This window comes from Planktotalea frisia, from assembly GCF_001890925.1.
Classification (GTDB): Bacteria; Pseudomonadota; Alphaproteobacteria; order Rhodobacterales; family Rhodobacteraceae; genus Planktotalea; species Planktotalea frisia.
Genome location: NZ_MLCB01000218.1, coordinates 1 through 15,135, shown reverse-complemented (window position 1 = coordinate 15,135; position 15,135 = coordinate 1). Strand labels below are relative to the sequence as shown.

14 protein-coding genes are annotated in these 15,135 nt (G+C 52.6%); 8 read left to right on the top strand and 6 right to left on the bottom strand.

What is annotated here, in order from left to right:
• Nucleotides 1–1,399, top strand: a 1,399-nt coding sequence (locus PFRI_RS20045) for a Hint domain-containing protein (protein WP_175549274.1), incomplete at its 5' end; no start/stop codon positions are given.
• Here PFRI_RS20045 and PFRI_RS20040 read toward each other — a convergent pair.
• Nucleotides 1,396–2,172, bottom strand: coding sequence for a gamma-glutamyl-gamma-aminobutyrate hydrolase family protein (locus PFRI_RS20040; RefSeq protein WP_072632471.1), 777 nt, complete (start codon nt 2,170–2,172; stop codon nt 1,396–1,398). The two genes, PFRI_RS20045 and PFRI_RS20040, sit on opposite strands and share 4 nt — an antisense overlap.
• Nucleotides 2,173–2,256: 84 nt before the next feature.
• Here PFRI_RS20040 and PFRI_RS20035 point away from each other — a divergent pair, with 84 nt between their 5' ends.
• Nucleotides 2,257–3,441, top strand: coding sequence for a cytochrome P450 (locus PFRI_RS20035; RefSeq protein ID WP_072632470.1), 1,185 nt, complete (start codon nt 2,257–2,259; stop codon nt 3,439–3,441).
• 46 nt (nt 3,442–3,487) lie between these two features.
• On the opposite strand, the gene PFRI_RS20030 is transcribed toward PFRI_RS20035, so the two are convergent.
• Together PFRI_RS20030 and PFRI_RS20025 are read right to left on the bottom strand one after the other, a co-directional pair.
• Nucleotides 3,488–5,632: a malate synthase G gene (locus PFRI_RS20030; protein WP_072632473.1), complete on the bottom strand. Its 2,145-nt coding sequence runs from the start codon at nt 5,630–5,632 to the stop codon at nt 3,488–3,490.
• 122 nt (nt 5,633–5,754) lie between these two features.
• Nucleotides 5,755–5,895, bottom strand: coding sequence for a DUF2256 domain-containing protein (locus tag PFRI_RS20025; protein ID WP_072632469.1), 141 nt, complete (start codon nt 5,893–5,895; stop codon nt 5,755–5,757).
• A gap of 65 nt (nt 5,896–5,960) precedes the next feature.
• On the opposite strand from PFRI_RS20025, the gene pepN reads away from it, so the two are divergent.
• Together pepN and PFRI_RS20015 are read left to right on the top strand one after the other, a co-directional pair.
• Entirely contained in the window at nt 5,961–8,513 is a 2,553-nt protein-coding gene (gene pepN / locus PFRI_RS20020; RefSeq protein WP_072632468.1) for an aminopeptidase N, read from the top strand.
• Nucleotides 8,510–8,941, top strand: coding sequence for a hypothetical protein (locus PFRI_RS20015; protein ID WP_084649787.1), 432 nt, complete (start codon nt 8,510–8,512; stop codon nt 8,939–8,941). The genes pepN and PFRI_RS20015 overlap by 4 nt, the downstream gene beginning before the upstream one ends.
• Here the strand turns inward: PFRI_RS20015 and PFRI_RS20010 are convergent.
• Complete coding sequence (locus PFRI_RS20010) at nt 8,938–9,474, bottom strand: transglycosylase SLT domain-containing protein (RefSeq protein ID WP_245812496.1); 537 nt, start codon at nt 9,472–9,474, stop codon at nt 8,938–8,940. The two genes, PFRI_RS20015 and PFRI_RS20010, sit on opposite strands and share 4 nt — an antisense overlap.
• Nucleotides 9,475–9,836: 362 nt before the next feature.
• Between PFRI_RS20010 and PFRI_RS20005 the strand changes: the two genes are divergently transcribed.
• Nucleotides 9,837–11,111, top strand: a complete 1,275-nt coding sequence (locus PFRI_RS20005) for a hypothetical protein (RefSeq protein WP_139292157.1) — start codon at nt 9,837–9,839, stop codon at nt 11,109–11,111.
• A gap of 9 nt (nt 11,112–11,120) precedes the next feature.
• Here PFRI_RS20005 and PFRI_RS20000 read toward each other — a convergent pair whose 3' ends face one another.
• Complete coding sequence (locus PFRI_RS20000; RefSeq protein WP_139292156.1) at nt 11,121–12,389, bottom strand: LytS/YhcK type 5TM receptor domain-containing protein; 1,269 nt, start codon at nt 12,387–12,389, stop codon at nt 11,121–11,123.
• Nucleotides 12,390–12,516: 127 nt separating this feature from the next.
• Between PFRI_RS20000 and gatB the strand changes: the two genes are divergently transcribed.
• Together gatB and PFRI_RS19990 are read left to right on the top strand one after the other, a co-directional pair.
• A complete protein-coding gene (gatB, locus tag PFRI_RS19995; RefSeq protein WP_072632464.1) occupies nt 12,517–14,028 on the top strand; it encodes an Asp-tRNA(Asn)/Glu-tRNA(Gln) amidotransferase subunit GatB in 1,512 nt (503 codons plus the stop codon).
• Entirely contained in the window at nt 14,029–14,502 is a 474-nt protein-coding gene (locus tag PFRI_RS19990; RefSeq protein WP_072632463.1) for a thioesterase family protein, read from the top strand.
• 3 nt (nt 14,503–14,505) lie between these two features.
• On the opposite strand, the gene PFRI_RS19985 is transcribed toward PFRI_RS19990, so the two are convergent.
• Nucleotides 14,506–14,685 carry a hypothetical protein gene (locus PFRI_RS19985; RefSeq protein ID WP_072632462.1) on the bottom strand — a complete coding sequence of 60 codons (180 nt, stop codon included), beginning with the start codon at nt 14,683–14,685 and terminating at the stop codon, nt 14,506–14,508.
• Between the two features lie 143 nt (nt 14,686–14,828).
• Between PFRI_RS19985 and PFRI_RS19980 the strand changes: the two genes are divergently transcribed.
• Nucleotides 14,829–15,083 carry a helix-turn-helix domain-containing protein gene (locus PFRI_RS19980; RefSeq protein WP_072632461.1) on the top strand — a complete coding sequence of 85 codons (255 nt, stop codon included), beginning with the start codon at nt 14,829–14,831 and terminating at the stop codon, nt 15,081–15,083.
• Nucleotides 15,084–15,135 lie beyond the last annotated feature (52 nt).

Below are 15,135 nucleotides of genomic sequence, written 5' to 3'. Positions count from 1 at the left end.
TCTACGGTCAGACGTCAACCCGTCAAAAGTCGGGTGCTCGAGGACTCTGTGTATAATCGAAAACGCCAATTTTGAAATCTACGACATCGACCAAAATACAGGCAGCTGGGATGACAGACTGACGATCATTGCCCTTGATGAAGACGGCAATCAAGTACCCGTGGTCTTTTCCGATCTCGATGGTTTGCACTCAGTCAGCGGCGATGACCTGAACGCAGATGGCAATGCGAGCACCGGCGTTGAAACGAGTGGCGCGGACGATTCTGTTACCGTCGATATCGCAGGCCCGTTTGTGCAACTGATCTTCACATTTGATAACGGTGAAAGCGCCACAAACAGTGGTTTGTTCGGCGTGGGCAATATGACGCTCGATTTCACGTCAAATTACAATGCTGAACCCGATGATGACACAATCAATGGCGGCACCGGCAATGACACAATCTTTGCTGGGCGCGGAAACGATTCCATCTCTGGTGGCACCGGCTCTGACAGCTTGGATGGTCAAGGCGGCGATGATTTCATCAATGTGGGTGAAGGTGACACCGCCGTGGGTGGCGATGGTGATGATACCTTCCAACTTGTTGAACTTGGCGAGACCGTAGGCGCAGGTGCAGGCATTTTCGTGCGCGGCGATGAAGGCGATGAAACCACAGGTGACGTGCTTAACCTCGGCACGCTCGGCAATCGCAATGACATCATTTACTCTAACACCAACGACGCGCTTGGTGGTCTGAGCGGTACGCTTGTCCTAGATGACGGCACCCTCCTCACCTTTGAGAACATTGAGAAAATCATCTGTTTCACACCCGGCACGATGATCGACACGCCATTTGGTACACGCGCGGTTGAAACGCTTAAAGCTGGTGATCTGGTGATAACTCGCGACGCGGGTGCGCAGCCGCTGAAGTGGGTTGGCGCACGCACCATGCCCTGCACGCCAGATACTGCACCGATCCTGTTCGAGGACGGCGCGCTGGAGGGACAAACCGCTCCTCTCATGGTCTCACCGCAGCATAAAATGTTGATCTCTCACTTCGCGGCGGAATTACTGTTTGGTCAGGACGAAGTCTTTTGCAGCGCGAAACACATGCTCGGACCCAAGGTGAAACGCATCGCGCGCAAGATGGTGACCTATGTCCACATTATGTTCGAGACTCATCAAGTGATCACTGCAAACGGCGTAGAAAGCGAAAGTTTCCATGCAGGTCCAGAAGGCATGAAAGCGCTGTCGGACACGTCCAAACAGGATCTTTTCAAAGCCTTACCAGCTTTGAAAACAGACCCTTACGCACATGGGCGCACAGCTTATCCATGCCTCAAATCGCACGAGACGACACTGTTGATGGAAGAAATCGCGATGGCCGAGCAGTGGCGTGCCACCCAACAAAATGCCGCTTAAGCGTTTTGCAAATGGCGCGTTTTTCGCGCTTGTGCAAAAGCTTTCACCGCCTCACCAAAGGCCGTGAATAAAGGCCGCGACACAGGATCGTCTTGCGCGTTCCACTCAGGATGCCATTGTACTGATGCGCTAAATCCGGGCGCGTCTTTCACATAAATCGCTTCGGGTGTGCCATCATCTGCGACCCCGTCAATCACGATGCGCGGGCCTGCGTCTTTGATGCCTTGACCATGCAGCGTGTTGGTCATGACTTCCTCGGCTTCAAAAATACGGTGAAAAACTCCGTCTTTGCTGAGGCTCACCTTGTGACGAATTTCGAATTTTTCCTCGAGTGTGCCATCAGGTGGCATGCGGTGGTTCATACGTCCCGGCAAATCACGGATCTCTGGATAAAGTGAGCCGCCCATCGCTACGTTCACTTCTTGAAAGCCACGACAAATTCCTAAAAACGGCTGTCCCGCTTCGACACAAGCGCGCACCAGCGGCAAAGCAATCGCATCGCGTGCACGATCAAAATCCCCATGCGCTTCGGTTGGTTCTTCGCCATATTCCTCGGGATGCACATTCGGCCGCCCCCCCGTCAGCAAAAAGCCATCACATTGCGCCATCAACTCAGGCACGCTCACATGGGCGGGATCTGCGGGGATCAACAAAGGCATACAACCAGAGACCTGCGCAATCGCATCCATATTCATCACGCCGCCTGTGTGAACAGGATATTCGTCATTCAAAAGCGTAAAGTTTGAAATGATGCCAACGATAGGACGCGTCATGAGAGTTCCTCACTGGGTGATGATTTATGATTGCAATATATGGCCCAGATGCGCAGGCTTGCAATGCATCATAGGATTTGAGCGATGGCGCAGTATAAATTGAACGATCCAGATTTTTTGCGCGATCCCACGTCAGTGCTTGCGCAAATGCGTGAAGAAGGACCGCTTGTGCGCACTAAATTGCCGATCATCGGGCAGTGTTGGGCAACGACTACAGATGCGGCCACGCGCGAAGTTCTAAAGGACGAAGCGTTATTCGCCCGCAATCCAGCCAATGCGGGCGGCAAGGACATTTCGCGATATTATTGGTTCTTGCCCCGCTTCATGCGCCCGTTGACGCGCAACATTCTCAGCCTTGACGGAGCCGAACACAAACGCATCCGCGCGGCTGTTGATCACAGTTTTTCGCGCGCTGCGATTGATGCGCTGCGCCCAGAAATAACACAGGTTGCTGATCAATATTTAGATCAGCTGGATCCGTCAAAACCTGTTGATATTACTCAAGATTACGCACGCATGTTGCCGCTGGATGTGATCAGCGCACTCCTTGGCATCAAGCCCGAGCTTCGCCAAAAACTGTCGCGTGCAATTGCTCCTATCTCTAAGCCGACGGGCATCATTGCACTGTTTACTGCGATGCCGGGTCTGTACAGAACGCAAAAACTATTGCGCGCAGAAATAGAAACGATCAGACACACCCAACGCAATGGATTGCTCAGCACGTTGATCCACGATGCAAGCAATGATCTGAGCGATGATGAAATTCTCTCGCTTGCTTTCGTCCTCTTTATCGCAGGCCATGAAACCACGCTTCATCTGATCTCTGACGCGGTTTTCGCGATATCAGATGGTGCGAAATTTAACGAACCCACCTCGCTTGCGATTGAAGAATTCATGCGGTTTTTCAGCCCAGTGATGATGACAAAACCGCTCTTTGTGCGCGAAACTCACGAACGTTTTGGCCAAACACTGCAACAAGGGGACAAGGTCATAGCGCAACTTATCGGCGCCAATCATGACCCTGACCGCTTCGAGAACGCCGCTGAAATTCAAACCGATCGCCGCCCGAATGCGCATATCGGATTTGGTTTTGGCCCACATGTTTGTCTTGGAATGCACCTTGCGCGCACAGAAGCGCAGATCGCCCTCGAACGGCTTTTCAATCGCTTTCCTGATTTAGAGCGCACGCCAAAAAATGCGCCGCCAGTTTACAGTGAGCGGTATGGTTTTCGTGGAATGAAAACACTTAAGGTTAATCTAAAACCCTAAATGTTTTCAATATTTTAAGAACCGAAACACAGGTTCACGGCTTAGCTCATGCGACGCTTGCCTTCAGTTCAAGGCGGCGCGCATGCAGAACCGGCTCTGTATATCCCGATGGCTGCGCGCGCCCTTTGAAGACCAGATCGCAGGCGGCCTGATACGCAATGGTGTCAAACCCCGGTGCCATTTTACGATAGAGGTTGTCACCCTCGTTTTGGCGATCAACGACTTCGGCCATCTTCTCCATCGCTGCGCGAACTTGTTGCTCTGATACGATGTCATGATGCAGCCAATTGGCCAAAGCTTGGCTGGAAATCCGGCACGTTGCGCGATCCTCCATCAGGCCTACATCGTTGATATCTGGCACTTTTGAACATCCAACACCTTGGTCGATCCAGCGCACCACATACCCAAGGATACCTTGCGCGTTGTTCTCGACCTCGCGTTGAATTTGCTCAGGGTTCCACTCTGCATATTTAGCCAAAGGGATCTCCAAAAGGGTCTGCACATTTGCGCGCCGCCCATTCGCTTTTATGCTGTCCTGCACCTTGAGAACATCAACCAAATGATAGTGCATCGCATGTAACGTTGCCGCGGTCGGGCTTGGCACCCAAGCACAACTCGCGCCAGACTTTGGATGGTCAATCTTTTGCTCAAGCATCGCGGCCATCAAATCCGGCATTGCCCACATGCCTTTGCCAATCTGCGCTTTGCCTTGCAAGCCACACTCAAGCCCGATGTCCACATTCAGGTTCTCATAAGCGCCAATCCAAGCTTTGCGCTTTATAAAATCTTTGCGGCTAAAAGGCCCCGCTTCCATCGAAGTGTGAATTTCGTCGCCGGTGCGATCCAGAAAACCGGTGTTGATAAATGCGACCCGTGCTTTTGCGGCACGAATGCATTCTTTAAGGTTGGCGGACGTGCGCCGCTCTTCGTCCATGATCCCGATCTTGACCGTGTTGCGCGGCAATCCAAGAATGTCCTCGACCTTTGCGAAAATCTCATCCGAAAACGTCACTTCCGCAGGCCCGTGCATCTTTGGTTTCACGACATATACAGAGCCATGCACGGAGTTGCCGCTCTCACGTTTTAGGTCATGCATTGCCAGCATCACCGTACACAGCGCGTCCATAAGACCTTCGCCGATCTCGGTGCCATCACGATCCAGAACCGCTGGGTTGGTCATCAGATGCCCGACATTACGCACCCACAAAAGCGCACGACCTTTCAATGTAACTTCGCCACCGTCTGGTCCGGTATAAACGCGATCTGCATGCAAGCGGCGCGTCATTTGCGTGCCGCCTTTCTCAAAGGTCTCTTCCAAATCCCCGCGCATCAGACCGAGCCAATTGGCATAGGCCACAACCTTATCCTCGGCATCCACGCAAGCGACGCTGTCCTCGCAATCCATAATCGCCGAAAGCGCGCTCTCCATAACGACATCAGCCAAACCCGCCTGATCGCGGCTACCAATCACATGCGTGCGATCAAATACCAATTCCACATGCAGACCATTGTTGCACAGGATTACGGCGTCCGGCGCTTTTGGATGGCCTTGATATCCAACGAATTTCTCAGGTTGCGCCAGTGGCAGATCGTCGATCAACAGCGCACCATCTTGGACATGATAGCGGCGCGCATCTGCATGAGATGTGCCTTGAACCGGGAAAATATCGTCTAGGAAAACCCGCGCGCGTGCCACGACACGTGCACCGCGACCTTTGTCATAGGCCCCTTTCGGTGGCAGGCTGCCCATCGCATCAGTTCCATAAAACCCGTCATACAAGCTGCCCCAACGCGCATTCGCAGCGTTCAGTGCAAAGCGCGCATTAGTGACCGGCACAACCAGTTGCGGCCCCGGCACGGTTGCAATCTCAGGATCAACATTTTGCGTTTCAATCTGAAAATCATCGCCCTCAGGCAGCAAATAACCAATCTCACGCAAAAACTCAAAGTATCCGTCGCGCGTGTCGCCGCCAGCTTTGTGGGTCTTATGCCACGCATCAATTTTGCTCTGGATCTCTTCGCGCTCGGCCAGAAGCGCACGGTTTTTTGGGCCAAAATCATGGGCCAAATCGGACAAACCTGCCCAAAATTGATCTGCACTCACATCTATGCCGTTCAAAGCGTCGTTTTCGATGAAATCAACAAGAACCTTGTCTACTTGAAGACCATGCTTTTCGATCCGTTGGGTCATGTCGTTCTCCCGAATATGTATGCCGTTGAATACTTTGCTTTGGTCGAGATAGGGCGAATGCTCAGTTGAGGCAAGCGAACGCACGGCGAAGGACTGTTCGAGATTTTCGAATAACGCCCCAATTACTTTGTGCGCCTGCATTTTTCCGAGCAAAAGCGGACGTTTTCCCAATCTCGCGCCCATTTCTTGCGCCATGTGAACGGCAGTCCACAACAGGCGCAAATCTTGCTTGGCAGGTTCTCTTTCTTTACGCCTTTTGGCATTACACTGTCCTTCTTTTCATTGCCCGCGCACTCCGTTAGCGTGCCCCAAACAACAGGAGCTCCCGATGCGTGACGCCGCCCCACAGACTATTTTCCTCAAGGATTACACACCTTTCGACTACATCGTTCAGGATGTGCATCTGACATTCAAACTTGCACCTCGCGCAACACGCGTCATCTCTCGCATACGCTTTGCGCCAAACCCGGACGCGAGCGATACGACTTTCTTTCTGCATGGTGAACAACTTGACCTGAAATGGGCAAAAATCAATGGCGCTGATATCGCACCGTCGATCACCCCGGAGGGGTTAACCGCTGAAGTCCCAGAAGGTGCGTTCACCTTTGAGTGCGAGGTCGAGATCAGCCCCGAAACCAACACGGCCCTTGAAGGATTGTACATGTCCGGCGGCATGTATTGTACACAATGTGAGGCCGAAGGTTTCCGCAAAATCACATATTACCCAGATCGCCCTGATGTCATGAGCACCTTCACAGTGCGCGTGGAGGGGCCACATCCGGTGCTTTTGTCCAACGGCAATCCCGCGACATCGGGCGAGCATTTCGCTGAATGGCACGACCCTTGGCCCAAGCCTGCCTATCTTTTTGCGCTGGTTGCGGGTGATCTCATTGCGCACCCTGATCGTTTCACCACGATGTCGGGTAAAGACGTTGAGCTGAATATCTATGTGCGCAAAGGGGACGAAAACAAATGCGCCTTCGGCATGGAAGCCCTCAAAAAATCAATGACTTGGGACGAAAAAGTCTATGGACGCGAATACGATCTCGACATCTTCAACATCGTTGCTGTCGATGATTTCAACATGGGCGCGATGGAGAACAAAGGCCTTAACGTCTTTAACTCTTCTTGCGTTCTCGCCTCGCCTGAGACGTCAACGGATGCCAATTTCGAGCGTATAGAAGCGATCATCGCCCACGAATATTTCCACAATTGGACCGGCAATCGCATCACCTGTCGCGATTGGTTCCAGCTGTGCCTAAAAGAAGGGCTGACCGTTTACCGCGACAGTCAATTCACCTCCGATATGCGCTCTGCCTCTGTCAAACGCATCAGCGATGTGATTGATCTGCGTGGTCGTCAGTTCGCTGAAGACGGCGGCCCTCTTGCCCATCCCGTGCGTCCTGACCGCTTTGTCGAGATCAACAATTTCTACACAGCCACCGTTTATGAAAAAGGGGCGGAAGTCATTGGCATGCTCAAAACCCTCGTCGGGGATGCGGATTACGCTAAGGCGTTGGACCTCTATTTCGAGCGCCACGATGGTGATGCCGCCACCATTGAGGATTGGTTGCAGGTCTTCGAGGAAGTTACAGGGCGCAACTTAAAGCGCTTCAAACGCTGGTATACCTCTGCGGGCACGCCACAACTGTCGGTTAAGGAAAGCTTCAAAAACGGTCGCTACAAACTCACCTTCCGTCAAGAAACTCCGCCCACACCCGGCCAGCCACAAAAGAAACCACGCGTTATCCCTATTGCTTTGGGGCTTTTGGATGAAAGCGGTGCAGAAGTTCTGCCGACGCAAATTCTAGAGATGGACAAGCGTCAGAAAAGCTTCAAATGGAAAGGATTGGCGAGCAAACCTGTGCCCTCAATTCTGCGCGGGTTCTCAGCACCTGTGATCCTGAAACGTGACACCGATGATGTCGAGCGCGCGTTCTTGCTGGCCCATGACACTGACCCCTTCAATCGCTGGGAAGCAGGTCGCGAGTTGGCCAAATCGACTCTTCTCAACATGATAGAAAATGGCGCGCCGCCCAATGCAGGCTATCTTGACGGCATGCTCGCAGTCTTGCGCGACGACACACTCGATCCCGCAACGCGTGCGTTGATGCTCGGGCTGCCAAGCCAGTCCGAACTTACACAAACCCTTTCTGACAAAGGCGTCGTGCCTGATCCGCAAGCCATCTACGAAGCGGTGCAAACGCTCAAACTCGCGATGGCGCAGCATATGCAAGACACCTTGCCGCGTGTTTATGCGCAGTGTCAGGTTGAGGGGCCCTACTCGCCTGATGCAGAACCTGCTGGCAAACGCGAACTCGCGATCGCGGCTTTGGGTCTTGGTTCACGACTAGATGGTGGCAAGGCGGCGAAAGAGCAATTCGCGCGCGCGGATAACATGACATTGCAGATATCAGCACTCGCGATCTTGCTACGCCAAAAAGTGGGTGACGCGGAACTCAGTGGATTTTATGAGCAATGGAAGCATGACCGTCTTGTGATGGATAAGTGGTTCGGCCTCCAAGTCAGTGCCGCAGCGCCTGAAGATGCAGCAGAAATTGCGGACAAACTGACGCAACATCCTGACTTCGATCATAAAAACCCAAATCGCTTCCGCGCTACACTTGGCGCACTTGCGGCGCATCACGCTGGCTTTCATCACATTTCAGGCCGCGGCTACACGCTGCTTGCGGATTGGCTCATCACGCTTGACCCGATCAACCCGCAAACAACTGCGCGGATGTGCGCCGCATTTCAGACCTGGAAACGCTACGACCTTAAACGCCAAGAGATGATCTTGGCAGAAGTCGATCGCATCCTCGCGCAACCAAATCTGAGCCGCGACACTTCTGAAATGCTGACCCGCATTCGATCAGCGTGAGCAGCTATGCCTTCAAACGTTCCGCGCGCAGCCCGCGCGCGGTTGGCTTTGTTGCACTTTGGTGGATCGTGTTATTCGCGCTCTACCTGTTTTTCAACGCCGCACCGGTCATCATTTTGGGTCTCGCAATCGTCAGCCTGCCTGCCCTCATCGATATCGGAAAAGGCGCGACATCTGAATTGCAGATCACACAGTCGGATATTTCTTGGCGCTCTGGCAGGCGTGCTGCGCAATTGCCGCGTGGCCAATTGAAGTCCGTACGACTGGACACAAGGCTCGATTTGACTTTGCGGATGACGCTGATCACGTATCAAGGCGGCAAAGTTCGCCTCCCTTATGAGTGCGTGCCACCTGCCCAGCAAATTGAAGCCGCCCTCAAAGACCAAGACATTCTCTACGAGCGGCACCACTTCACGCTACTGTCTTAGGGTCGCGCACGCGGGCGCACCGAATTAAGCGCACGGCAATAATTTTGGGAACGCGTCCAAGCGGAAATGTCCTTGCGTTTCGAGCCAATCCGCATCGGCCCCCAATCCGCAGCAACGCCGCGCCAGCGCTTGTCTTTGCTTGCCATTACTTTGTCGCGCGGCATCACAACCGTTAAAATGCGCACCGCGCAACTCAAATTTGAGGGTCCATGCTTGAGGCCCTCTCTGCTCGGTGCCAAGCATTTATACCCCCGCGCTGTCGCAGGTAAAATCTGCAGAAGACCGTACCAACGGCCATTCCCGCCGACCGCATCTTGGCGATATGTGCTTTCGTGTTTGGCAAGCGCGGACATAAATCCCGCCCAAAACGCCGCGCGCTGATCTTCAGAAGCATCCGGATAAGCAGGACACCACTCAGCGATATCGCGCGGAACCGTTTGCAAAATTGGCTTACCATGAGATTTTAGCGCAGATATCGCAGAACGCGTCCAAATGCGACCCGCGGGACGATGATCCCAACGTGCTCGTGGCACAACATCGCCATCTCTTCTGTTCGGGCGCAAACTTTCTTCAGGGGCACGCGACAGAGGCTCAATTACATTAACCATTTCGCTTGAAATGGGGCGCATCATAGGCCGCGTGACAGCATCAGTCGCAAAGGTTGCAGCCGGTATTAAGCAGAACAAAACCGCTGAAAATACCCTATAAGATGAATTCCTCATGAATTGAGTGTCGCAATGTTTCGTTTAGGAACGCAAGCCACAAGCTGCCCCAATCAACGTATTTTTGATTTGGAAACAGTTTGTTCATGCCAGTTGCCCGCCACTTTTGCGCCCGAATGCAGGGTCATAACTGCTCTCAACGCATCAAACCGAATACTGAAGGCTGCCCCAATATGTCCCTGCTCAAAACCCTGACGGCTCGTCTACCGAGAACACGTATTTCCACACGGAAATCCAAACCGACGACGTCCCGTGCATCTCCCGAACAGATGCGCACCCCTGATCTGGACAAGCTCTTGGTGATTCCTGTTTCAAAAGAACCACATGAAGAGCAGATGCGCAGCTATCACTTTAACCAAGGTCAGTTTTTGGCACGCCAAGAGCGATGGGACGATCTAACCACACTCGTCATTCAAGAAGACATGTCGCGTCGCGCGTCCGGCGGCGGCATGCCAATTGCGGAACTGCTGTGCCAAGGCGCGCGTTCCGATGTGGTTGCACTCGCAGAGCACCTTTTGATTGACGGAACCCCTGAGGAAAATCGCCCTTTGAAAGATGCGATTTCAGCTCTTGAAGAGATTTTAGGAGAATATCCCAACAATCACATTATCGCGACAATTGTCGCTATGGCGCATCTAGACATCGGCTATGCTTGGCGCGGAACCACGTCCCTTCCGGACACCCCCGCGCGCAATCTCGAGGCGTTTGAGCTTCATTGCAAACGCGCAGGACAAGTCCTCGATGCGTTTTGCGGCATTGAATTAAACAGTCCGCTCGTCACATCCGCACGTTGCGCATTGCTTGTGGGTTCGCCTGAAGCGCCTGACCGCGCGGCAGATGATTACGAGGATTTGATCGATCTTGCGCCAAGCCAACAAAGGCACATTCGTGCTTTAGGCCATCACATGCTTCCGCAATGGTTTGGCAGCTATGCCACATTAGAATTGGAGGCACGCCGCACAGCTGCACGTACTCAAGATGTTTGGGGCGACGGCGCTTATACTTGGGCGTTTTTTGATGCTCTACTTGTTGATCCCAAATCTGCATCAGTTTTAGACGTCCCGTTCTTTCTGGAAGGTTTACGCAATATTTTGGAACGCTCCGAGGATCAGCACAACGCAAACCTATTTGCGTCCTTTGCAGCCGTTTCTATCCCAAAGGCCGCGCAACGCTGTACCGATGATTTGCTCGCTTCTGCAGCGCTTGAGAGCATACAGACCGCTGCTCAGTGGATTTTGACAGACCATTTGCATGAACTGCACCCTCTGATCTGGGGGCATGCAATGGAAGGTTTCGACAATCAAGCGCGCATAGCATCGATTGATGCGTTGTTTAAGCAAGGCCAAGAGAAAGCAAACCAAGTTTTTGTGAACTTCTTTGGTGACCAAATGCTAAAGGGCAACGCCCTGATCTTCACACCACAGGGGCTCTACGTCCAACGCGCTTAGATACATAGTCTATCCAGACTCGTTTAACTTCATCAAAAAAGCAGCCTTTCCAAACAAAACCTCATTATTGGTTCGTGGAAAGCTGTTAAAAACATTTTGTTTTCCGGCGCTTCGCTTTTTAGCAAGCGACGTAAGATCTTCACGTCTGAGCATCGCCTTTTGTGGTGTCGTTCTCAGTGCCAAAAAGCTAGACTTGGCGCTTTCAATGACATCATCAAGCGATTGCTCTACCGACCATTCAAACGCTTCTGAATCGACAGCAATCAGTTTCTTTACATCTGCCGAAAACTCGAACTTGTCTTTTTCCATTAGCCTCTTGACGGAGTCTTCTAATTCCCCTTTTCGAAGGAACTGATCCGCATTCAGCGGAATGGCCAAAGCAGAAGTACCCATCGAAAACACCAGATCTGCATTTTCAAAGGTATCCTTCAAACGCATATGCAAAAGACCTAACACCTTATCGTGCCAAAAATTTGGAACCATTGAGAATAGAAAATTCGCGTGGCGAATTCGGACAACCAAAAGACCTGCAGGTGTTTGCATGGTTCCAGCGTTTACGCGCAGCTTCACCTCGCGTTCAAACGCTGGTTTTGTCCAAGCTCCGTGGTCAGGATCGTACATAATCGAAGCTGCAATCCGCCCTTCTTTTGCGATGCGCTGCTGCTCTACATTCAGCAAATACCCCCCTAGCGTAATTGAAATCGCATTCAAGATGGTAAAGGGCAAAGATGCGTTTGTTAAGAACCAGTTACGCGCCTCTTCAGGTAAAATCCATGCTGCGTTCAGATGAGCGGAAATCAAGAGCGAGAGCAAGAACATGTGATGCAATCTTCTTTCTGGAAATGAGCGCGTGACCTTTTCCCAGAGCGCGGCAACAGCCCATACAATCAGCATTGCCAAAATTGCTGAAGGCAAGCCAATTCCACCAATATGGAACCGTGTGCCCGCTGCAATCAGGAAACAAATCAAGGATGCACGCCACCCAAGAAACGCAGCGCATAGGGCGAGAGGCACGTTTCGCAGATCAATGATCAGCCCGTCCATCGGTTCCAGAGGCATGTTCATCTGCAACCACGCAACACCACCAAACGCGACACCCATCAGAATTTCTGCATAGTACCGGCTCAGAAAAAGTCTTTGAATGTGCCCGTAAGCCATTGATAGAACGAAAATAAGCGCCAAAGATCCGACTAAGTCAAACCAGATAGTTGCAAAATATAACATGTTAAGTTTCCCCTTCTCGCAGCGCTTTTCTAGGCGCAAAACTTTAACGCGCACTTAAAGGATCAATGTTTAAAGAACTTTAGCTGCCCCGAACAAAACCGCGCACCTACCGCAGCCCCTTGCCCCCTTTCCGCCACTCGCATAAAACGCATCAAACTTCTTGATTTCGTGGACACGCACAATGCTCGATCTGACCTTTGAAAGCCCCAAGATTAAAACCATCGCCGGCGCGAAACACGATTGGGAACTTGTGATCGGCATGGAAGTTCACGCGCAGGTTTCGTCAAACTCGAAACTTTTTTCAGGCGCTTCGACACAGTTCGGCGCTGAGCCAAATTCCAACGTCGCTTTCGTTGACGCGGCGATGCCTGGAATGCTCCCTGTTATCAATGAGTTTTGCGTTGAGCAGGCTGTGCGTACGGGCCTTGGTCTCAAAGCTGAAATCAATCTATTCTCGGCGTTTGATCGCAAGAACTACTTCTATCCTGACCTGCCCCAAGGCTATCAAATCAGCCAGCTCTACCACCCGATCGTTGGCGAAGGGGAAGTCATCGTGGACATGGAACCTGGCATCGCCCGCCGCGTTCGCATTGAGCGCATTCACCTAGAGCAGGATGCGGGCAAATCTATTCACGACATGGATCCGAACATGTCTTTCGTTGACGTCAACCGGACCGGTGTCGCCTTGATGGAAATCGTTTCGCGCCCTGATATTCGTGGCCCGGAAGAAGCGGCCGCATTCGTTGTGAAATTACGTCAAATCTTGCGCTACCTCGGCACGTGTGACGGCAATATGCAAAGCGGCAGCATGCGGGCAGACGTTAACGTTTCTGTCTGTTTGCCCGGTCAATACGAGAAATTTATCGAAACTGGTGATTTCGGCCATCTCGGCACGCGTTGCGAGATCAAAAACATGAACTCCATGCGCTTTATCCAGCAAGCAATCGACGTAGAAGCCAAGCGCCAGATTGCAATTATCGAAGCTGGTGGAAAAGTCGATCAAGAAACGCGTCTCTACGATCCTGACAAGGGTGAAACCCGCTCTATGCGGTCCAAAGAAGAGGCGCATGACTACCGCTATTTCCCCGACCCCGATCTCCTACCTTTGGAGATTGAACAGGCTTGGGTTGATGATATCGCCAAAACGCTTCCAGAGCTTCCCGACGAGAAAAAAGCGCGGTTTGTCAAAGGCTTCAACCTATCTGAATATGATGCCTCTGTCCTGACTGCGGACGTAGATAGCGCAGGCTTCTTCGAAGCTGTCGCTGAGGGCCGTGATGGCAAACTCGCCGCAAATTGGGTGATCAACGAGCTCTTTGGTCGTCTCAAAGCGGACGAGAAAGACATCACAAGCAGCCCGATCACCCCTGCGCAACTCGGCGGGATCATCGACTTGATCAAGGCTGACACCATCTCTGGCAAAATCGCCAAGGACCTGTTCGAAATCATCTACACAGAGGGCGGCGATCCGGCCGAAGTGGTCGAAGCACGTGGCATGAAACAGGTCACCGACACAGGCGCGATCGAAGCGGCGGTCGATCAGATTATCGCCGACAATCCAGCACAGGTGGCCAAGGCGAAAGAGAACCCGAAACTCGCCGGTTGGTTCGTCGGTCAGGTGATGAAAGCGACGGGTGGCAAGGCCAATCCCAAGGCCGTCAACCAGATCATCGCCGCGAAGCTGGCCGAGTAGATGAGCGGTCCGCACCGCTCCTCCCTGCTCACCGTCAAACCGGAGTGGATCGATCACAATGGCCATCTCAACATGGCCTATTATAACGTGCTGTTTGACAACGCCGCCGATGAATTCTTTGCGGAGTTCGGCATCGGTTTGGAATACATTCAACGCACGGGGTTTTCCACCTTCTCCGCTGAGTTTCACGTATGCTACCTGCGTGAAATCCACGAAGGCAACCAAGTCTACGTGACCTCGCAGCTCCTTGATCTCGATGAAAAACGCTTTCATTTCTTTCAAGAATTGCACCACGCTGACGGCTGGCTGTCTGCCACGGGCGAAGGTCTTGGGCTGCACGTCGATCTGGCTGGCCCCAAGGTCGTTCCGATGCCGCCTGAAACCTACGACAAGATCGCGGCGATCTATGAAGACCACCGCAACCTTCCCCGCCCCGCACGCGCGGGACGCAGGATTGGGATCAAGCGCAAGTAACGCTTAGGGGCGCTGCACGACGAGGGCGATGTAGCAGCCCGTCAACACTTGGTTCGCGAGTTCTTTATCAACGATCCCAACGCACAAGCCCCCATAGGCCAGTGCCGCTCCCGCATAGACCACGCGGTGGCACCACAAGGCTTTGGCAACTCCAGTCACACTTTTACGAACACGCTTCAACATTTTTCAATCCTTTAAGTTGAGCGTCGCGTCCGACGCGGTTAACATCATGATTGGATTGAATATATCGAGGCGCCCGATGATTATCGTTGCGCTAAAGATGTGGTGCCCAAGTTGGGCTTTGTTGTTGGGAGTTGTGGAAGGTTATGGACCTCATCGCCCTCGGTGCCTTGATCCGCGCGAAACGCGGCCAAGCGAAGATCACACAAGAAACGCTCGCGCTGGATGTTTTTGGCGATTCGACCCGTAAAGGCGATATCAGCCGGATCGAGAATGGCAAAACGAACCCGCAAGAGGCGACGCTGCAAAAGCTGTGCGCTGCGCTGAGTATTTCCGAGGAAGAAATGCTCCCCATTCGCACCGCCCGCCGTGCCGATGAACAACTCGCCAATATCCCGTGAAGTGGTCCTACTAATTCGGACAGGTTTGTGGCTCAGCTAAGATGTAATCGGG

Excerpts from the sequence above, each read along its gene's own strand:
- gatB (WP_072632464.1), top strand. The coding sequence starts at position 12,517 with ATGCTCGATCTGACCTTTGAAAGCCCCAAGATTAAAACCATCGCCGGC.
- pepN (WP_072632468.1), top strand. The coding sequence starts at position 5,961 with ATGCGTGACGCCGCCCCACAGACTATTTTCCTCAAGGATTACACACCT.
- PFRI_RS19985 (WP_072632462.1), bottom strand. The coding sequence starts at position 14,685 with ATGTTGAAGCGTGTTCGTAAAAGTGTGACTGGAGTTGCCAAAGCCTTG.
- PFRI_RS20030 (WP_072632473.1), bottom strand. The coding sequence starts at position 5,632 with ATGACCCAACGGATCGAAAAGCATGGTCTTCAAGTAGACAAGGTTCTT.
- PFRI_RS20005 (WP_139292157.1), top strand. The coding sequence starts at position 9,837 with ATGTCCCTGCTCAAAACCCTGACGGCTCGTCTACCGAGAACACGTATT.
- PFRI_RS19980 (WP_072632461.1), top strand. The coding sequence starts at position 14,829 with ATGGACCTCATCGCCCTCGGTGCCTTGATCCGCGCGAAACGCGGCCAA.
- PFRI_RS20040 (WP_072632471.1), bottom strand. The coding sequence starts at position 2,172 with ATGACGCGTCCTATCGTTGGCATCATTTCAAACTTTACGCTTTTGAAT.
- PFRI_RS20035 (WP_072632470.1), top strand. The coding sequence starts at position 2,257 with ATGGCGCAGTATAAATTGAACGATCCAGATTTTTTGCGCGATCCCACG.
- PFRI_RS20025 (WP_072632469.1), bottom strand. The coding sequence starts at position 5,895 with ATGCCAAAAGGCGTAAAGAAAGAGAACCTGCCAAGCAAGATTTGCGCC.
- PFRI_RS19990 (WP_072632463.1), top strand. The coding sequence starts at position 14,029 with ATGAGCGGTCCGCACCGCTCCTCCCTGCTCACCGTCAAACCGGAGTGG.